The sequence below is a fragment of the Haliea sp. E17 genome, from assembly GCF_048323675.1.
Lineage (GTDB): Bacteria > Pseudomonadota > Gammaproteobacteria > Pseudomonadales > Halieaceae > Mangrovimicrobium.
Map to the genome: position 1 here is coordinate 800,049 of NZ_JBLWFK010000002.1, position 18,515 is coordinate 818,563.

The window sequence follows — 18,515 nt, forward strand, 5'->3', positions numbered from 1 at the left end:
TGCAACACCTGTAAACAAATTTATCGCACGAGGGCCTCAATACTTGAATTGGGTATCGACGATAAAGCGATCATAGGACAGTGCGCCACCGCGATCGGCGCGATTCACCTCGCCCGCCTCGTTGTTCAGGTACCAGGTAAAACCGAGCGACCACTGCTTGTTGATACCCATGTTCCCGGTGATGCGCTGGCCCTTGCCATCGGTACCGCCGCCGGCGAAGTCGGAGTCGCTGAGCAGCCCCAGAACCGCATCGGCCTCCAGGTCCTGGTAGGCGTAGCCCACGTCCCAGCTTCCCCAGCCGCCCAGCTTGCCGAGCACGATGCCCGCCTGCCAGCCGTTTTCATGGTCGCTGACATCCTGGTTCTGGACCACGTCGGCATAGATTGTCAGCGGCAAATCCGCCACCGACAGCGACAGTTCCGCGATGGCTTCAATCACCTCGTAGTTGTAGAGGTAGGTGTCGTTGACCGAGCTGTTGCCGTAGAAACTGTCGTCGTAGAACGGCCCGTTGCCGGCGGTGGGAAAATCGAAGTAGCCCAGCGCAGTCGTCAGGCGAGCATCGCCGATCCCGAACACGGTGCCGCCCTGCAGGCCCCAGGCAAACTCGTCGTTACCCGTTGCGCTGTCGCTCTCCAGCCAGTCGCCGAGGAAGTTGACGAAGATACTGTCGTGGCGCCAGGTCGCGGCAATCCCTTCGGGGCGCCAGTCACCGTCCCACATCAGCGCGGAGTCCTCGGGGCGATACAGGGGGTTGCTGAACTTGCCGCCGATGAGCGCGAAGTCCTGCGTGAGGTTCCACTTGGCGTAGGCCTTGTCGAGACGGATTTCCTTGCGGCTGCCACCGCCGCCGAGGGTCTGGTTGCCTGAAACCGGATCATCGCCACCGGTGGACAATCCGAAGCCGACATCCACGTCATTCGGCAGCGCGGCGTTGAGCGAGAGTCGTGCACGTATGCGGTAGCGCTCGCGCCGGTCCACATCCTCGACATCGATGCTCTCGTAGCGGTAGCGGAAATCGCCCTTCATGCCGATGGATTCGGTCCAGGAGGACTGCCGGGCCTCCTCGATACTGGCGACGCGGCCCTGCAACTGCTCGAGATCCTCGACCGGTACGCTGGCATGATCGCGCAGGCGGGCATTTTCCGCCTCCAGCGTCTGCACCCGGGCCTCCATTTCGAGGAACTTCTGCTTGAATTGCTCCCACTCCACATCGGACACGGCGTAAGAGGTACTTGAATAAACCAGGGCGGCACAGGCCGCGAAGACTGCTTTGCGTGCAAACATGATATTCCCCCGTTGAGTGAAACCGCCCGCTTTTCGGTTATTAAATGATCAGGCGTATTACAGGGGGTGCAAGTATTAGCATGGCCGACCGTTCAGTCAACCGAGTAAAAAGGTCGGATTTGGCCTTATTCGACCAGGTTGACGAGCAGCAGCGTCACCAGCAGAAGACCCACCGCTTCCAGCACCAGCAGTTGGACGCCCACTTTCGGTGGCTCACCAAGTTCGTTTTTAGCAGCACGCAGATTCATAGGGAACCCGTTCGCGATATTGGTTGTATATACAAAATATAGACAAAGACAGCCGTGTTTTCAATGTGTATACATGTGCTAAAGTACCGTTCCTTTTACATTTTTCTACTTTTTTGCCATGTCGAAGACCAAGGTGCTGAATATCCGCATCGAGCCGGACCTCAAGAAGAAGGCGAAGAAGCTGGCAGAGGCGGACGGGCGCTCGCTGTCCAACTGGGTCACCAAGCTGATCAGCGACACCGTGGAAGGCGCCGAGAAGGACAAAGACAAAGGCAAGTAGCCGCAGCAAGGCCACCGGGGTAACGGCGGGCTCGCTGCGACGACAGGGCAATGCAGGGGCCGGCAGGCCCCGGGCTGGTTAGCCGAAACGGCCGGTGATGTAGTTTTCCGTCAACTCGTGGCGCGGATTGGTGAAGATCTGCTTGGTCTCCCCCACCTCGATCAGCTTGCCGAGGTGGAAATAGGCAGTGCGCTGGGACACCCGTGCGGCCTGCTGCATGGAGTGGGTGACGATGGCGATGGTGAAGCGCTCCTTGAGTTCATCCATCAGTTCCTCGATACGCGCCGTGGCGATCGGGTCGAGCGCCGAACACGGCTCGTCCATGAGGATCACTTCCGGGCTGACCGCGATCGCCCGGGCAATACACAGGCGCTGCTGCTGGCCGCCGGAGAGTCCCGTACCCGGTTTGTCCAGTACATCCTTGACCTCGTCCCAGAGGCTGGCCCGGCGCAGGCTGTTCTCGACGATTTCGTCCATTTCCACCTTGCTGTGGGCCAGGCCGTGGATGCGCGCGCCGTAGGCCACATTCTCGTAGATGGACTTGGGAAAGGGATTGGGCTTCTGGAAGACCATGCCCACCCGCGCCCGCAGCAGCACGGTGTCCTGGCGGGGGTCGTAGATATCCTCGCCGTCGAGGTTGATACTGCCCTGTACCCGGCAGATCGGGATGGTGTCGTTCATCCGGTTGAGGCAGCGCAGGAAGGTGGATTTACCGCAGCCTGAGGGCCCGATCATCGCCAGTACCTCGTTCTCGGCGATATCCAGCGATACGTCGAGAATGGCCTGCTTGTCGCCATAGAAGACGTTGACGCCCCGGGCGGACATCTTCGGGTTCTTGACGAAGGGATTACCGGTGGTCTGGTGGTCCGCGACGTCTGACTGGCTCTGGATGTTCAGTCCCACCGCTTCGTCGGGGACCCGGGAATCTGTATTCGCATTCATCTGGTTCATCGTCTCGTTGTCCCGCACACTGCGCTCCACGGCATCACTTCGTTTCAAAACGCTTGCGCAGGTAGATCGCCACAGCGTTCATCAGGATCAGGAAGCCCATCAGCACCATAATCGCCGCGGACGTTTTTTCGGTGAAACCGCGCTCCGGGCTGTCCGCCCAGAGGAAAATCTGTACCGGCAATACGGTGGCCGGGTCGGTGACGCCACCCGGCACTTCCATGATGAAGGCCACCATGCCGATCATCAGCAGGGGCGCGGTCTCCCCCAGCGCCTGGGCCATACCGATGATCGAACCGGTCAGGATTCCCGGCATCGCCACCGGCAGCACATGGTGAAACACCGCCTGCAGGTGGGACGCCCCCACCCCGAGTGCAGCCTCGCGGATGGAGGGTGAAACCGCCTGGATCGCCGCCCGGGAGGTAATGATAATCGTCGGCAGGGTCATCAGCGCCAGCACGATACCACCGACCAGCGGGGCCGAGCGCGGCATATCGAAAAAGTTGATGAATACCGCCAGGCCCAGCAGGCCGAATACGATGGAAGGCACCGCCGCCAGGTTGTTGATGTTGATCTCGATGAGGTCGGTCAGCCGGTTGCGCGGCGCAAACTCCTCGAGGTAGACCGCGGCACTCACGCCGATCGGGAAGGCCAGCAGGAACGTGACCATCAGGGTGAACATCGAGCCGAGCAGCGCGGCGCGGATACCGGCGAGTTCGGGTTCGCGGGAATCCCCCGCGGTGAAGAACTGGGTATTGAAGGTGGATCGGGTCCTGCCCTCCTCCCGCAGTTTGTCCAGCCAGTCCATCTGCAGGTCGCTGACCCGGCGCTCGCCCTCGGGCACCTCGCGGCTCACCTGGCCCTTGAGGTAACTGGCCGCCTCGGAGTGGGCCAGCAGCCACAGCTCCTCGCGCTTGCCGAGCAGCGAGGGATCGGCCAGCAGCCGGTCGCGCAGGGCGTACTCCGCCTCCATGCTCACCAGGCGGTACAGTTCACGCTTGTCGCGCCGGCTGCTCACCTCCGGGAACATCTCCCGCAGGGATTCCTTGATCGCCCCCGCATAATCGGCCTTTTCCAGCGCTTCCACGCCAGAGCCCGGTTCGACATCGAGGTTTTCCGCCGACAGGTCGAGGGTAATCCGGACCTGTTGCTGGGTGAACGCCGGCAGTCCCTTGCTGACGATATCGAACATCAGGATAAACAGGAACACGAAACCGAGGGATACGGCCACCCGGCCCATCCACTGGAAACGCCGCTCCCGCGCGTAGCGTTTCTTCAGTGAAGCCTCGATGACCTCGGTGTTTTTGTAGGTTTCCTTGCTCATGATTCTCCGCTATCACTCATACTGTTCGCGGTAGCGCCGCACCACATAGAGTGCGATCACGTTCAGCAACAGGGTGACAAAAAACAGCACCAGGCCAAGGGCGAAGGCGGCCAGGGTTTTCGGGCTGTCGAATTCCTGGTCGCCCACCAGCAGCGTGACGATCTGCACGGTAATGGTGGTCACTGCCTCCAGCGGGTTGATGGTGAGCCGCGCGGACAGGCCCGCCGCCATCACCACGATCATGGTCTCGCCGATGGCGCGGGACACCGCCAGCAGGATACCGCCGACAATCCCCGGCAGCGCGGCCGGGATCAGTACCTTGCGAATGGTTTCATTCATGGTCGCGCCAAGGCCGAGGGACGCTTCGCGCAGGCTGTAGGGCACAGCGTTGATGATGTCGTCGGACAGGGACATGACAAACGGGATGATCATCACCCCCATGACCAGGCCCGCGGCCAGGGCGGATTCCGAGGCGACCGAGAGTCCCAGCGACTCCCCGAGTTCGCGGATGAAGGGGGCGACGGTCAGGGCGGCAAAGAAGCCGTAGACCACGGTGGGCACGCCGGCGAGAATCTCCAGGATCGGCTTGGTCACCGCGCGAAACTGCTTGCTGGCGTACTCGGAGAGATAGATCGCCGACATCAGCCCCACCGGCACTGCGATCAGCATGGCCACGGCGGAGATCAGCAGCGTGCCCACCAGCAGGGGCACGAAGCCGAAGGAGCCGGAGGCGCCCACCTGGTCCGCGCGAATTGCGATCTGCGGGCTCCACTGCAGGCCGAAGAGGAAGTCGGTGACCGGAATCTTGTGAAAGAAGCGCACCGCCTCGAACAGTACCGAAAGCACGATTCCCAGCGTGGTCAGCACGGCGATAAAGGAACAGGCGAACAGCAGGCCCTTCCAGATCGACTCGACCTGGTTGCGCGCGCGCATGGCCGGCCGAATCCGGACAATCACCAGCAGGGCGCCGATCACCGCGACGAGGCAGACCAGCAGCAATTTCAGCTGCCCGCTGGACTGCTTGTAATGGGCATAGTCCCGCGCAGCGGCCAGTTGGTCGGCGGACATCATCGATGCATCCATGCCGCCCGCCGCGTAAGCCAGGATCTGGTTGTAATACAGCCCGAGGCGGCTGTCGCCCAGCGCCTGGACGTCTGCAGGCAGGTCGGCGACCACCAGCCCCCGGATCACCTGGCCTTCCAGCGCGAGCCAGGCCACCAGCACTAGCAGCGCCGGCAAGGCGGCCCACATCGCGGCCAGGTGGCCGTAATGCTTGGGCAGGGAATGCAGGCTGTGCACACTGCCGGCGGCCGTGGCTACGTGGCGGGAGCGCTGCCTGCCGAAGGCGAAGCTCGCGATACACAGGGCGAGCAGGACAAGCAAAAGCGAGGGTGTCTGCATAGCGGACTCTTCAGGTTGGTGGCGCCGCCAGGGGCGGCGCACCGGTTACAGCATAGTTGTGGTTGGTTTAAATCGCCCGCTTACATCGCCAGCGCTTTGAGATTGGCGACATCGTCCTGTACCTGCTCCAGTGCGTCCTCGGACAGGGGGATCAGGCCGCGCTCGGAGAGGTAGCCGTCCTCGCCCATCGCGCGGTCGGAGACAAACTCTTCGGCGAATTCCTTGATACCGGGGATACGCCCGACGTGCGCCGCCTTGATGTAGAAGTACAGGGGGCGGGAAATCGGGTACTCACCGTCGGCGATGGAATCGAAGTCCGGTTCGACGCCCTCGATGATGGAGCCGTGCACCATGTCGGAATTTTCCTCGAGGAAGCTGTAACCGAAAATGCCGATAGCGCTGGGATTGGCCTCGAGTTTCTGCACGATCAGGTTGTCGTTTTCACCGGCCTCGATATAAGCCCCGTCCTCGCGCACGGAATAGGCGATGGCATTGAACACGTCCTCACCGGAGGGCGCCTTGCCCTTGCCGGTTTCCATGGCGCTGTAGAGGGATTCGGGCAGGCCCAGTGTCGCCATTGCCGCCTTGAGCGCGGCGGGATCGCCGGCCTCGATCTTCTTCAGGGCCTTGAGTTCGGGGTATGCGGCGGCGCCGCCACCCAGCGCCAGTTCGGCGAAGGCGTCACGGGTCCCGGAAGTCGGCGGCGGGCCGAGCACTTCGATCTTCACCGCGGGCAGCGCGGGATCGATGTCCTGCCAGGTCTGGTAGGGGTTGGCCACCAGTTTGCCATCCGCACCGGGGACGTCCTTGGCCAGGGCGAGATAGAGTTCCTTCAGGCTCAGTTTGTACTGGGGCGCCTCGCGCGAATTGGCGACGGCAATACCGTCGTAGCCGATCAGCACTTCGACGATATCCTGCACGCCGTTCTTCTGGCAGTCATCGAATTCGCTTTTCTTGATCCGCCGCGAGGCATTGGTGATATCCGGCGTGGAGGTGCCGACACCCTTGCAGAACAGTTTCAGGCCGCCACCGGAACCGGTGGACTCAATCTTCGGGGTCTTGAAACTGGTGGAGCGGCCGAAGCGTTCGGCCACTACCGTGGCAAAGGGGTACACCGTGGATGAACCGACGATACTCACGGTATCCCGGCCCTGTGCCTGTACGGTGAGTGGGGAAATTGCAATTGCGGCCAATGCCACCATGCTCGTCAGTCGTAACTTCACTTGCGGGTGCTCCCATTTTGCGGCGTGGGTGAGCTGGCGCTTTTTCCAGCCCGTGACGCCGGCCAGTCTAGTCAGCAATTGTTACCGTTATATGACAGCGCCAAGTCTATATAATTAAAGGCAATTTTCCAAAAAGAGCAACTGCCTCACTTCTCGTTCACCTTGTCGAGGAAATCCTCCAGGGATTTCTGGTGGCGTACATCGCGGCCGCGTACCAGGTAAATCACGTGCTCGGCGATATTCGCGGCGTGGTCGCCGATGCGCTCGAGGCTGCGCAGCGCCCACATCTCGTTGAGGATGGAACCGATCTGCCGCGGGTCCTCCATCATGAAGGTGACCAGGGAGCGCATGGCGCTGCCGTATTCCTTGTCGACATCGTTGTCTTCCTTCACCACGCTGACCGCCTGGTCGAGATCCAGGCGGGCGAAGGCGTCGAGGGCCCGCCGCAGCATCGCGGCCACGTGGTTGCCAATGGCGCGGATCTCGACGTAGCTGGAGGGCGACGCGCTCTCCTCGGCCAGTCGCAATGCCTGGCGCGCGACTTTCACCGCTTCGTCGCCGATGCGTTCGATATCGGTGTTGATCTTGATCACCGTGATGACCAGGCGCAGGTCGCTCGCCGCGGGCTGGCGCCGGGCAAGAATGGTGGCGCTCTCGTCGTCGATGCGCATTTCCATCTGGTTGACCTCGTGATCGCGGTGGATGATTTCCTCCGCGATACCCGAGTCCCGGGTGATCAGTGCTTCCACCGCCGAGTTGAGTTGCTGCTCCACCTGGCCACCCATCTCCAGCAGGTGATTCTTGATCTCCTCCAGTTCCGTGTTGAACTTCTCGGAAATGTGCTGCTTGTAGTCGTCCTGTTTCAACATCAGTCTCGCCTCCTTCAGGCTCGTCCCGGAAAGACCAGGGTGAACGTGCTGCCCTTGCCCAGTGTGCTCTTGATCTCCAGCCGCCCGGCGTGCGCCGCGGCGACGTGCTTGACGATGGCCAGGCCGAGCCCGGTGCCACCGGTCGCGGAAGACCTGCTGTCATCCACGCGGTAGAAGCGCTCGGTCAGCCGCGGTATGTGCAGCGGATCAATCCCGGCGCCTTCATCGACCACCGACAGGCGATAATCATCGCCCTCCCGCGACCAGGTAGCAAGGACCGGCCGCCCCGCCCGCCCGTATTTATAGGCGTTTATCACCAGGTTCGACACCGCGCTGTAGAGTTCGCGGTAATCGCCCTGGATCCTGTCACTGCAATCGATTTGCAATTGCAGGGGGTTATCGGGATGCAGGTTGGTCATTTCATCCTGCAATTCGTAGAGCAGGCTGCCGATATCCACCTGCTCGTTTTTCTCCTCGCGCTCGGTGGTTTCGATCCGCGTCAGCCAGAGCAGGTCCTTGAGCAGGTTCTCCATACGCTCCGCCTGCCCCGCCATCTGTTCCAGCGCCCTGATATAGGGCGGCGGTAACTTGCTGGTGTCCGTCAGCAGCGTCCCGAGGTAACCGGTTATCACCGTCAGCGGCGTGCGCAGTTCGTGGGACACGTTACCGACAAAATCCCGGCGCATACGTTCGGTGTTGACCCGGTCGGAAATATCGCGAACGAACAGCAGGGTATCGCCCTCGGCAAAGCGCGTCGCCACCAGCATCAGGTGGACCTTGTGCTCGCCGCCGACCTGGAAGGTCAGGGGCTCGCGAAACTCCCCGGCGTGGATATAGGCATTGAAGTCCGGCGCCCGCACCAGGTTGGTCACCGCCTGCCCGACATCCTGGGGATAGCGCAACCCGAGTATCTTGCGCGCCGCATCGTTACACCAGCGAATTGAGTCGCCGTCCTCCAGCATCACTACGCCATCGCGCATGGCGCCAAAGGAATCCAGCAGGTAATCGACCGTCGATTGCAGCTGTTTGATCGAGGTGTTGGCGTGGCGCTCCTGGCGGTAGATATGGCCGACGATATCCGCCCAGTGACCATGCACGTCCGGCAACTTCTGGCTGGAATCCCGCAGCCAGTGTTCCACCAGCCAGGCCTGGTAGCTGGAAAACAGCAGCATCAGGACCGCCGCAACCAGCGCACCAGCCACCGCGCTGCCCAGGTACCAGCCGAGCAGCGCACCAGCCAGCAATACCAGGACAAGATGGCCCAGCGACGAAAACCACTTCATCGGGACAGCCCTTGTGCCAGGTCAGAGGCCCCGCGCGGAGAAACGATAACCGGTGCCACGCACGGTCTGGATGAGGCCGCTGTAATCGGCTTCGTCGGTTTGCAGGGCCTTGCGCAGGCGGCGGATATGCACGTCGACTGTACGCTCTTCCACATAGACATTGGCGCCCCAGACATGATCGAGCAACTGCCCCCGGGTATAGGCCCGCTCGGGGTGAGACATGAAGAACTGCAGCAGGTTGAACTCGGTGGGCCCCATGTCGACCGGATTGTCGGCGACAAATATCCGCCGGCTTTCACCGTCCAGCACCAGACCGTTTACCTCGAGTTTCCCCAGCTCCTGTCCCGGCGTGGAGCGCCGCAACAGGGCGCGAATCCGGGCGATCAGTTCGCGCGGCGCGAAGGGCTTGGTGATGTAGTCATCAGCGCCCACGTCGAGCCCCTGGATGACATTGTCCTCCGCCGTCTTCGCGGTCAACATGATGACCGGCACTTCCTTGGTGGTTTCCTCGCGCTTGAGGCGGCGCAGCAGTTCGATACCGCTGCCTCCGGGAAGCATCCAGTCCAGCAGGATGATATCCGGGCGGTCGTCCACGATACGGGTATAGGCATCCTGGATGTTGTCCGCCTCCAGGACGTTGTAATCGGCGATCTCCAGCGCCATGCGCAACATATCGCGAATGGCAAATTCATCATCGACAATCAGTACGCTACGTTCAGGCATGCCTGCAGTATTTCCTCATGGGCTTGTGGTGCAGGTATTACATGATGAAATTATGACATGCAGATTACAAAAGTGCCTCATCTGCAATATCTGGCAATTTACTGCCCGGGTAGCGGTGATTGCGCGGCTGTTATTGTGGGGTTGCGCGCAACATCACCGCCACCCGGCGGTTTGGAGTGAGAGTGTGCCGGCCGCTCCCGGGTAATCAGCGCAGGCTCGCGTTGATATTGCGCAGCACCTGGTTGCCGGGGCACAGGTCCTCTTCCGCCAGCCGGTTCAGCGGGCGGCGGGAGGTTTCCAGGGTCTCGTGCAGGTCGTGGGAACCCTTGTTCATGTAAATCAGGCCGGTGAGGATCTCGCCGGCACTGCGGTGCCGCTCCATGGTCATCAGCGCCGAGGTGCGATCGAAGGGATCGAGCTCTTCCGACAGCTTGTAGAGGTGGATGGACGAGCCGTCGTGCATGGTGACCTCATGGCTGAAGCCGGGCTGGTAATCGGTGGTGATTTCCTTGTGCATCGGCACGAAATCCACGGTACCCGTCGCTTCCATGTGATCGCGCACAAACTCGTAGCTCTTGGTGGAACCGGGGTTGTTGTTGAAGGTCACGCAGGGTGAGACCACATCGATCAGGGCGAAACCCCGATGCGAAATCGCTGCCTTGATCAGCGGCACCAGCTGGGTCTTGTCGCCGGAAAAGCTGCGGGCGACGAAAGTGGCGCCAAACTGCAGCGCCGCGGCGCACAGGTCCATGGAGGAAAAGGGATTGGCGTCGCCCTTCTTGCTCACCGAACCCTCGTCGGCGGTGGCCGAGTCCTGGCCCTTGGTCAGGCCGTAGCAACCGTTGTTCATGACGATATACACCATGTTCAGGTTGCGGCGCGCCACGTGGGCAAACTGGCCCATGCCGATCGAAGCGGTATCGCCGTCGCCGGATACCCCGAGATAGAGCAGCTCGCGGTTGGCCAGGGCCGCACCGGTCACCACCGAGGGCATGCGTCCGTGCACCGAGTTGAAACCGTGGGACTTGCCGAGGAAATAGGTCGGCGTCTTGGACGAACAGCCGATCCCGGAGAGCTTGGCGATTTTGTGCGGCTCGATCGACAGTTCGTGGACAGCCTTGACGATGGCCCCGGAAATCGAGTCATGGCCGCAGCCGGCGCAGAGCGTGGATATCGCGCCCTCGTAGTCGGCCTTGGTGTAGCCGAGGTCATTGCGCGGCAGTTCGGGATGGCGGAATTTCGGTAACTGGTAGCTCATGGTCTTATTCTCCGGCAGCCCGGGCGGCTTCCTGGGGCTCCTCCTCGATATCGGGTAACTGCATGCGGATCTGCTTGCGGATGTTGCGCGCGCTGATCGGGGTGCCGTCGAAGCACAGTACCGATTTCAGCTTGTCCGGGCCCAGTTCGAACTCGGCCATCAACAGGGTACGCAGCTGCGCGTCGCGGTTCTGCTCGATCACGAAGACCCGCTCGTGGGCATGCAGGAACTGCTCGACCTCGTCGTTGAAGGGGAAGGCGCGTACGCGCATCGCGTCGAGGTGAATGCCCTCCTCCGCCAGCGAATCCAGCGCCTCCACCGAAGCCTGCTCGCTGGTGCCGAAGTACAGCACCGCGATATCGGTTTTCTGCCGTGCGCGCAGGACTTCCGGCCGCGGCACGTGGTCCTTCATCGAGTCCCATTTGCGTATCAGGCGCAGCATGTTGTACTCATAGGCCTCGCCTTTCTCGGTGTAGACAGCGTATTCGTCGCGCGAGGTGCCGCGGGTGAAGAACGCGCCGCGGGTCGGGTGGGTGCCCGGGTAGGTGCGGTAGCAGATACCGTCGCCGTCCACGTCGAGGTAGCGGCCGAACTCGATGCCCTCTTCCAGCTGCTCGGCGGTCACCACCTTGCCGCGGTCGTACTTGCGGCTGTCGTCCCACTCCAGCGGCTCGGACATGTTGTCGTTCATGCCGAGGTCGAGGTCGGTCATCAGGATGATCGGGGTCTGCAAGCGCTCGGCCAGGTCGAAGGCCAGCGCGCCGAAGTCGAAACACTCCTTCGGCGTGGAGGGGAACAGCAGCACGTGCTTGGTATCCCCGTGGGAGGCGTAGGCGCAGGACAGGATATCGCCCTGCTGGGTACGGGTCGGCATGCCGGTGGAGGGGCCGGTGCGCTGCACGTCCACCAGCACCGTCGGGATCTCCGCGAAATAGGCCAGGCCGAGGAATTCGCTCATCAGCGAGATGCCCGGGCCGGAGGTCGCGGTGAAGGCCCGCGCGCCGTTCCAGCTGGCACCGATGACCATGCCGATGGCCGCCAGCTCGTCTTCCGCCTGGACGATAGCGTAGTTGCGCTGGCCGGTGCCGGCGTCGATGCGCAGGCGCTTGGCATATTTTTCAAAGGCGTCGACCACCGAGGTGGACGGCGTGATCGGGTACCACGCGGCGACTGTCGCGCCGCCGTAGATGGCGCCGAGGCCGAGTGCCGTATTGCCGTCGAGCAGGATCTTGTCGCCCACCGCGTCGGCGGTGCGCACGCGAATGCCCAGCGGGCAGTCGATGTTGGCCTTGACGTACTGGTGCCCGAGTTCCAGCGCGTGGATGTTCGGCAGGATCAGCTTTTCCTTGCCCTTGAACTGGTCGGCGACCAGGTCGGTCAGCACCTTGAAATCAATATCCAGCAGGGCTGCGAGGGCGCCGACGTAAATGACGTTCTTGAACAGCTGGCGCTGGCGCGGGTCCTTGTACTGCTCGTTGCAGATGGTGGTCAGCGGCAGGCCGATGATATTCACGTCGTTGCGCACCAGGCGCAGGTCCAGCGGCTTGGTGTTGTCGTAGATGAAATAGCCGCCCGGCTCCACTTCGCGGATGTCGTCGGCCATGCTCTGGGGATTGACCGACAGGGCGATATCCACGCCGCCGCGACGCCCCAGGTAGCCCTTCTCGCTCACCCGCACCTCGTACCATGTGGGCAGGCCCTGGATGTTCGAGGGGAAGATGTTTTTCGGGCTGACCGGCAGGCCCATGCGGAACAGGGCCTTGGCGAACAGGTTGTTGGCGCTGGCGGAGCCGGTGCCGTTGACGTTGGCGAACTTGATGACGAAATCGTTGACCGACTCGATTCGCTTAACGGAAGACTTCATCATCATGCGAGCACCTGCGACGCCTTGCTGACGTTATAGAGAAATTTCTGCATATCCCAGGCGGAGGTGGGACAGCGTTCGGCGCAGAGTCCGCAGTGCAGGCAGACGTTTTCGTCCTTGACCATCACCCGGGTGGTGGGCAGGTCCTCGGAGATGTAGAGGTCCTGTGCGAGGTTGCCGGCGGGCGCGCTGAGGTGCTGGCGCAGCTGCTCTTCCTCGGCGTTGTCGACAAAGCTGATACAGTCGGTGGGGCAGATATCCACGCAGGCATCGCATTCGATACAGCGGGTCTCCTCGAACACCGTCTGCACGTCGCAGTTCAGGCAGCGTTCCGCTTCCTTGTAACCGGTGTCGCGGTCGAAGCCCAGTTCCACTTCCATCTTGCGATCGCGCAGGCTCAGTTCCAGCGGCGCGTGGGGCACCGAGTAGCGCTTGTCCATCTCGATCGCGTTGTCATAGGACCATTCGTGCACACCCATCTTCTGGCTGAGCAGGTTGGTGCGCGGCGCCGGGCGCTCGGTGACCGGCTTGCCCTGGCAGAACAGGTCGATACTGACCGCCGCCTGGTGTCCCTGGGCGACCGCGGTGATGACGTTCTCGGGGCCGAAGGCGGCGTCGCCGCCGAAGAACACCTTTTCGTTGGTGGACTGGAAAGTCACCGGATCCACCACCGGCATGTCCCACTTGCCGAATTCGAGGCCGATATTGCGCTCGATCCAGGGGAAGGCATTTTCCTGGCCGATGGCCATCAGGACGTCGTCGGCCTCCATGAACACCAGCGGTTCGCCGGTGGGCACCAGGCTGCGCTTGCCGTCGGCATCATATCGGGCTTCGACCTTCTCGAATTTCATGCCCTTGAGTTCGCCATCCTCGATGACAAACTCCTTGGGTACGTGGTTGTCGTAGATCGGGATGCCTTCGGACATGGCGTCGTCCTTCTCCCAGGGCGAGGCCTTCATGTCGGCGAAGGGGCTGCGCACGACGACGCGCACGTCTTCACCGCCGAGGCGCTTGGAGGTGCGGCAGCAGTCCATCGCGGTGTTGCCGCCACCCAGCACCAGTACCTTCTTGCCGATCTTGTGGGTGTGCTCGAAGGCCACGCTGGACAGCCAGTCGATGCCGACATGCACGGCGTCGCCGGCCTCTTCCAGCCCGGGCAGTTCCAGGCCCTTGCCGCGCGGCGCGCCGGTACCGACGAATACCGCGTCGTAGCCCTTGTCGAGGACATCCTTGAGACTGGCCACCTCGATATTGAAGGTCGCGTTGATGCCCATGTCGAGGATGTAGTTCACCTCCTCGTCGAGCACTTCCACCGGCAGCCGGAAGGACGGGATCTGGCTGCGCATCATGCCGCCGCCGGCCCACTGGTTGTCGAAGATGTCGATGCTGTAGCCCAGCGGTGCGAGATCGCGGGCTACCGTCAGCGAAGCCGGGCCGGCGCCGATCAGCGCGATGCGCTTGCCGTTTTTCTCCGTGGGAATCGCCGGCATGCGGGCGGCGATATCCGACTTGTCCTTGTTGTCCGCGGCTACCCGCTTGAGGCGGCAGATCGCCACCGGCTCTTCCTCGACGCGCCCGCGGCGACAGGCCGGTTCGCAGGGCCGGTCGCAGGTACGCCCGAGAATCCCCGGGAATACATTGGATTCCCAGTTGACCATGTAGGCATCGGAATAGCGCTGTGCGGCGATGAGGCGAATGTATTCGGGAACCGGGGTATGCGCGGGACAGGCATACTGGCAGTCCACGACCTTGTGGAAATATTCGGGATTGCTGATATCGGTAGGTTTCACGTTACTGCTCGTTGGGGCTTATTGGAAGTGAAGCAATGTTTTATAGGGGCGTAACCCCGAAGATTGTGTCACATTCACCGGCGATTTGCACCCGGCACGGGGTGCAAAAAAGGTTACTTATCCGTCACTTAAGCCAGCCGGGCAAGGCTAGAACCAGCCGAAGAACCAGCCCTTGTCCTTGAGGTCTTCCTCACAGCCGGCGAGCTGGCTCTGGTAGCTGCCCGCGCGCCGCTCGACCTTGCGGGCCACATTCTGCAGCCACTGCTTGGATTTCCAGGTGCCCCGGTTATAGCCGCCATGGCCCTCGTGGTAGGCCAGGTAGAGTCCGTAGGTGTTGTTCGGGCTGATGCCGCTGCGCTTGCCGGACTTGTTGTTATACCAGCCGATGAAATCCACCGAATCGGCAAAATCGTCGCGGTCGGCGCCGTAGCTGCCGGCTTCGCGCTTGTATTCTTTCCAGGTGCCGGTCTTGGCCTGGCTGTAGCCGTAGGCATCGGAGGGACGCGTCCAGGGTATGAAGCCCAGCACCTTGCGCCGCGCCGGCCGCGCCTTGGCCTCGAATTTCGATTCCTGGAACATGATCGCCATCATGGTCGGAATGGGGCTGCCCCAGTTATCCCGCGCCTTCGCAGCGTCGTCGTACCAGTCGTCCTTTTCCCGGAAAATATCGCAGAGGTTGTCCGGGTTGCGCGGCGGCGAGGTGGTGCAACCCGCCATCAGCAGGCACAGCGCGAACAGCAGACCGGTACGAATCAAACCCCACCCCCGAAGTCGCGCAGGCGCAGCATGAAAGTCGCTTCATCGATGACCTCCACTCCCAGCTCCTGCGCCTTGCCCAGCTTGGAGCCGGCCCCGGGGCCCGCGACCACGCAATCCGTATTCTTCGATACGCTGCCCGCCACCTTGGCACCCAGCGCCTGTAGCGCCGCCTTGGCCTCGTTGCGACCCATGGCCTCCAGCTTGCCGGTAACGACCCAGGTCTGGCCCGCCAGGGGCAGCGCCTGCGCTGGCGTGACCTCGATATCGTCCCAGTGCACCCCGGCACTGCGCAAGGCCTGCACCACCGCCATGCTGTGCTGGTCGTCGAAAAACTGGCGCAGGTGGTCCGCCACTACCGGCCCGACGTCCTCCACTTCCAGCAGCTGAGACTCGGAGGCGCTGGCCAGCGCCTCGAAACTGCCGAAGTGGCGCGCGAGGCCGAGGGCGGTCGCCTCCCCCACTTCGCGAATACCCAGAGCGAACAGGAAACGCGGCAGCGTGGTGGACTTGCTGCGCTGCAGTGCCGCCAGCAGGTTGTCGGCGGATTTCTCGCCCATGCGCTCCAGCCCCATGAGCTGCTCCTTGCCCAGGCTGTAGATATCGGCCACGTTTTTCACCAGGCCGGCGTCGACCAGTTGCTCGACCAGCTTGTCGCCGAGGCCATCGATATCCATCGCCCGGCGCGCGGCGAAGTGCCAGATCGCCGCCTTCAGCTGTGCCGGGCAGACCAGCCCGCCGAGGCAGCGCAATACCGCCTCGCTCTCCTCCCGCTCCACGGCGGAACCGCAGGCGGGACAGGACTGGGGAAAACTGACCTCGCGGGCATCCGCGGGACGCTTCTCCAGCACCACCGAAACCACCTGCGGAATCACATCCCCGGCCCGCCGCACCACTACGGTATCGCCGATACGCAGGCCCAGGCGGGCAATTTCATCGGCGTTGTGCAGGGTGGCGTTGCTCACGGTAACGCCGCCAACGAACACCGGCTCCAGCCGTGCTACCGGCGTTATCGCCCCGGTACGCCCGACCTGGAATTCGACATCCAGCAGTTGGGTCATCTCTTCCTGGGCGGGAAATTTGCGTGCGATGGCCCAGCGCGGGGCGCGGGAGACGAAGCCCAGGCGTTCCTGCAGACCGAGGGAATTGACCTTGTAGACGATGCCGTCGATGTCATAGGGCAAGGCGTCGCGGCGCACAGCCAGCTGTTCGTAGTAGGCCTCGCAGGCCTCGATCCCCTCGACAACGCGCATGTCACTGTTGATACGCTGCCCCCATTCGCGCATCTGCTCGAGTATGGCCGACTGGGTGGCGGGCAGGCTGCCGCCATCGACGAGGCCATAGCCATAACAGCAGAATTCCAGCGGACGGCTGGCGGTAATCCGCGGATCCAGCTGGCGCAGGCTGCCCGCCGCGGCGTTGCGCGGATTGACGAAGGTCTTTTCGCCCTGCTCGCGCGCCGTCGCATTGAGCGCCTCGAAGCCGGCGCGTGGCAGGTAGATCTCGCCGCGCACCTCGAGTACCTCCGGGTAGCCCGCGCCGCGCAGGCGCAGGGGGATGGATTCGATGGTGCGCACGTTGGCGGTGATGTCCTCGCCGGTGCTGCCATCGCCGCGGGTAGCGCCGCGCTCAAGGCGACCGCCGCGGTACACCAGGCTGACCGCAATACCGTCCAGCTTGGGCTCGCAGCAATACTCGATCAGGGCGTCCACCGTGCCCAGGCGGTCGATCACCCGACGCTGGAAATCAACCAGGCCCTGGGCGTCGAAGGCATTGTCGAGGGAGAGCATCGGCACTTCGTGACGCACGGTGCTGAAACCGTCCAGCGGGGCCGCGCCCACCCGCTGGGTGGGCGAATCCGGCGTGACCAGTTGCGGGTACTGCGCCTCAAGGTCCTGCAGGCGCGCCATGTTGCGGTCGTACTCGACATCGGGAACCCCGGGATCGTCAAGCACGTAATAGCGGTAGTTCCAGTCCTCGAGCTGCGCGCGAAGCTCCAGCACCTCGGCGCGGATGTCGTCGGTTACCATGGGAGTGGACTTCAGCGCGCCCTGGCCAGCATGCGGCGCTCGAGGTCGCGAATCTGCTGGCGGCTGTGTTCGAGAGACTGCCGGGTGAGCACGCTGCGGGTCTCGTCGAGGACGTCACCACCGAGATTGCGCGCGACCGCCTGGGCGGTTTCCAGCATATAATCGAAGGCTTTCATCATGTCTTCCGGCCCCGGCAGGGTGACGAAAAACACCAGTCCCTGGGTGGCGAAATCAGCCATGTTGTCGATATCGAAAACACCCGGGCGCATCATGTTGGCAACACTGAACTGGATGGCGCCCTTGCCCGCCTCGAATTCGTGGCGGTGGAAGAAATTCATGTCGCCGTAGCGCAGGTCGCAGGCCAGCAGGATATGCAGGATGTCCTCGCCCTTGAATCCGCGCGGGTCCCGGGAGACCACGTTCAACATGAAGACCTCGGATTCCACGGAGCGTGGCAGGCGACCGAAGGGGTCTTCCGCGGGCGGCGCTGCCACCGGCTCCTCCGCGGGGGGCTCCGCCGCCTCGGCGCCGTGCTCTTCCTCCCAGAACAGGTCGTCCACTGGCTCTCGATCACGGTCGCGGCGCGCCGACATGCCCCGGATGAGGCGCTCGCCAAAACCTTCCTTCGGCTTTGCGCGGGGCGACGGCGCCGCCACCGGTTCGACCGGTTGCGCGGGCGCGGCGAGTTCGTCGAATGCAGCGGAAAACCGCGGTTCGACGCGTCGGGGCGTGGCGCGCGGCTGTGGTACAGCCGGCTCCGGCTCTTGCTCAAATACGGGCTCAGGCTCAAATTCGGGCTCGGGCTCGGGCTCGGGCTCGGGCGCCAGCGCCGCGGCAGGTGCCAGTTCCACCTCAGGTTCAGGTTCAGGTTCTGGTTCCGGCTCAGGCGCCATGTCTGTTTCGGGCTCTATCACCGGCGCGAGACGCTGCACGGGAAGCTCGGGTTCAAGCGCCTGCGGGTCCCCGGCGAGCGGGGCCGGGTCGTCAGTGTCCTCGTATAATTCGTCGCCGCGCCGCACCACCCGGGCGCCGCCGTTGGGCAATTCCTTCAGCCATGCCAGCTCGTCCTCGCGGCCGGATCGGCCGTCTTCCAGCCCCGCGGGCTGCAGTTTCATGCGCACGCTGGAGCGTCGTTCGCCCATGACCCGGCGCACTGCGTCCAGCAATACCGCCAGAATCAGCAGCACACCGATAATTACCATCCAGTCGCGTATCGTTAATTCCGCCATTGCCG

General features: G+C 62.9%; 16 protein-coding genes. 1 reads left to right on the top strand and 15 read right to left on the bottom strand.

Annotation, left to right across the window (positions count from 1 at the left end; all coding sequences use genetic code 11):
- Window positions 1–36 precede the first annotated feature (36 nt).
- The gene (locus ACNKU3_RS06715) at window positions 37–1,284 is read right to left on the bottom strand and encodes a putative porin (RefSeq protein ID WP_418258647.1); all 1,248 of its coding nucleotides are present in this window, start codon (window positions 1,282–1,284) and stop codon (window positions 37–39) included.
- 125 nt (window positions 1,285–1,409) lie between these two features.
- Window positions 1,410–1,532, bottom strand: coding sequence for a hypothetical protein (locus ACNKU3_RS06720; protein WP_418258648.1), 123 nt, complete (start codon window positions 1,530–1,532; stop codon window positions 1,410–1,412).
- Window positions 1,533–1,650: 118 nt separating this feature from the next.
- Here ACNKU3_RS06720 and ACNKU3_RS06725 point away from each other — a divergent pair, with 118 nt between their 5' ends.
- On the top strand, window positions 1,651–1,812 hold the full coding sequence (locus tag ACNKU3_RS06725) for a toxin-antitoxin system HicB family antitoxin (RefSeq protein ID WP_418258649.1): 162 nt from the start codon (window positions 1,651–1,653) through the stop codon (window positions 1,810–1,812).
- Window positions 1,813–1,890: 78 nt separating this feature from the next.
- Here ACNKU3_RS06725 and pstB read toward each other — a convergent pair whose 3' ends face one another.
- From pstB to zipA, 13 genes are all read right to left on the bottom strand, one after another.
- Window positions 1,891–2,637, bottom strand: a complete 747-nt coding sequence (pstB, locus tag ACNKU3_RS06730) for a phosphate ABC transporter ATP-binding protein PstB (protein ID WP_418259027.1) — start codon at window positions 2,635–2,637, stop codon at window positions 1,891–1,893.
- A gap of 160 nt (window positions 2,638–2,797) precedes the next feature.
- Window positions 2,798–4,084 carry a phosphate ABC transporter permease PstA gene (gene pstA, locus ACNKU3_RS06735; RefSeq protein ID WP_418258650.1) on the bottom strand — a complete coding sequence of 429 codons (1,287 nt, stop codon included), beginning with the start codon at window positions 4,082–4,084 and terminating at the stop codon, window positions 2,798–2,800.
- A gap of 12 nt (window positions 4,085–4,096) precedes the next feature.
- Window positions 4,097–5,485, bottom strand: a complete 1,389-nt coding sequence (gene pstC, locus ACNKU3_RS06740) for a phosphate ABC transporter permease subunit PstC (RefSeq protein ID WP_418258651.1) — start codon at window positions 5,483–5,485, stop codon at window positions 4,097–4,099.
- 80 nt (window positions 5,486–5,565) lie between these two features.
- A complete protein-coding gene (locus tag ACNKU3_RS06745; protein WP_418259028.1) occupies window positions 5,566–6,687 on the bottom strand; it encodes a substrate-binding domain-containing protein in 1,122 nt (373 codons plus the stop codon).
- A 167-nt stretch (window positions 6,688–6,854) separates the two neighbouring features.
- Window positions 6,855–7,577: a phosphate signaling complex protein PhoU gene (gene phoU / locus ACNKU3_RS06750; protein ID WP_418258652.1), complete on the bottom strand. Its 723-nt coding sequence runs from the start codon at window positions 7,575–7,577 to the stop codon at window positions 6,855–6,857.
- Between the two features lie 14 nt (window positions 7,578–7,591).
- Window positions 7,592–8,860, bottom strand: a complete 1,269-nt coding sequence (phoR, locus tag ACNKU3_RS06755; RefSeq protein WP_418258653.1) for a phosphate regulon sensor histidine kinase PhoR — start codon at window positions 8,858–8,860, stop codon at window positions 7,592–7,594.
- Between the two features lie 21 nt (window positions 8,861–8,881).
- A complete protein-coding gene (gene phoB / locus ACNKU3_RS06760; RefSeq protein WP_418258654.1) occupies window positions 8,882–9,583 on the bottom strand; it encodes a phosphate regulon transcriptional regulator PhoB in 702 nt (233 codons plus the stop codon).
- Window positions 9,584–9,788: 205 nt separating this feature from the next.
- Window positions 9,789–10,841 carry a 2-oxoacid:ferredoxin oxidoreductase subunit beta gene (locus ACNKU3_RS06765; RefSeq protein WP_418258655.1) on the bottom strand — a complete coding sequence of 351 codons (1,053 nt, stop codon included), beginning with the start codon at window positions 10,839–10,841 and terminating at the stop codon, window positions 9,789–9,791.
- Between the two features lie 4 nt (window positions 10,842–10,845).
- Entirely contained in the window at window positions 10,846–12,711 is a 1,866-nt protein-coding gene (locus ACNKU3_RS06770) for a 2-oxoacid:acceptor oxidoreductase subunit alpha (RefSeq protein WP_418258656.1), read from the bottom strand.
- Window positions 12,708–14,495, bottom strand: coding sequence for an FAD-dependent oxidoreductase (locus ACNKU3_RS06775; RefSeq protein ID WP_418258657.1), 1,788 nt, complete (start codon window positions 14,493–14,495; stop codon window positions 12,708–12,710). The genes ACNKU3_RS06770 and ACNKU3_RS06775 overlap by 4 nt, the downstream gene beginning before the upstream one ends.
- 147 nt (window positions 14,496–14,642) lie before the next feature.
- Window positions 14,643–15,251, bottom strand: a complete 609-nt coding sequence (locus ACNKU3_RS06780; protein WP_418258658.1) for a transglycosylase SLT domain-containing protein — start codon at window positions 15,249–15,251, stop codon at window positions 14,643–14,645.
- Window positions 15,248–17,281, bottom strand: a complete 2,034-nt coding sequence (gene ligA, locus ACNKU3_RS06785; protein ID WP_418258659.1) for an NAD-dependent DNA ligase LigA — start codon at window positions 17,279–17,281, stop codon at window positions 15,248–15,250. The genes ACNKU3_RS06780 and ligA overlap by 4 nt, the downstream gene beginning before the upstream one ends.
- Before the next feature lie 11 nt (window positions 17,282–17,292).
- A complete protein-coding gene (gene zipA / locus ACNKU3_RS06790) occupies window positions 17,293–18,510 on the bottom strand; it encodes a cell division protein ZipA (RefSeq protein WP_418258660.1) in 1,218 nt (405 codons plus the stop codon).
- Window positions 18,511–18,515 lie beyond the last annotated feature (5 nt).

What these genes read in the sequence shown, in the direction of transcription:
- ACNKU3_RS06725 (WP_418258649.1), top strand. Translation starts at nt 1,651, where the DNA reads ATGTCGAAGACCAAGGTGCTGAATATCCGCATCGAGCCGGACCTCAAG.
- phoU (WP_418258652.1), bottom strand. Translation starts at nt 7,577, where the DNA reads ATGTTGAAACAGGACGACTACAAGCAGCACATTTCCGAGAAGTTCAAC.
- ACNKU3_RS06715 (WP_418258647.1), bottom strand. Translation starts at nt 1,284, where the DNA reads ATGTTTGCACGCAAAGCAGTCTTCGCGGCCTGTGCCGCCCTGGTTTAT.
- ACNKU3_RS06720 (WP_418258648.1), bottom strand. Translation starts at nt 1,532, where the DNA reads ATGAATCTGCGTGCTGCTAAAAACGAACTTGGTGAGCCACCGAAAGTG.
- ACNKU3_RS06745 (WP_418259028.1), bottom strand. Translation starts at nt 6,687, where the DNA reads ATGGTGGCATTGGCCGCAATTGCAATTTCCCCACTCACCGTACAGGCA.
- phoB (WP_418258654.1), bottom strand. Translation starts at nt 9,583, where the DNA reads ATGCCTGAACGTAGCGTACTGATTGTCGATGATGAATTTGCCATTCGC.
- pstC (WP_418258651.1), bottom strand. Translation starts at nt 5,485, where the DNA reads ATGCAGACACCCTCGCTTTTGCTTGTCCTGCTCGCCCTGTGTATCGCG.
- phoR (WP_418258653.1), bottom strand. Translation starts at nt 8,860, where the DNA reads ATGAAGTGGTTTTCGTCGCTGGGCCATCTTGTCCTGGTATTGCTGGCT.
- ACNKU3_RS06765 (WP_418258655.1), bottom strand. Translation starts at nt 10,841, where the DNA reads ATGAGCTACCAGTTACCGAAATTCCGCCATCCCGAACTGCCGCGCAAT.
- zipA (WP_418258660.1), bottom strand. Translation starts at nt 18,510, where the DNA reads ATGGCGGAATTAACGATACGCGACTGGATGGTAATTATCGGTGTGCTG.
- ligA (WP_418258659.1), bottom strand. Translation starts at nt 17,281, where the DNA reads ATGGTAACCGACGACATCCGCGCCGAGGTGCTGGAGCTTCGCGCGCAG.
- ACNKU3_RS06770 (WP_418258656.1), bottom strand. Translation starts at nt 12,711, where the DNA reads ATGATGATGAAGTCTTCCGTTAAGCGAATCGAGTCGGTCAACGATTTC.
- pstB (WP_418259027.1), bottom strand. Translation starts at nt 2,637, where the DNA reads ATGTCCGCCCGGGGCGTCAACGTCTTCTATGGCGACAAGCAGGCCATT.
- pstA (WP_418258650.1), bottom strand. Translation starts at nt 4,084, where the DNA reads ATGAGCAAGGAAACCTACAAAAACACCGAGGTCATCGAGGCTTCACTG.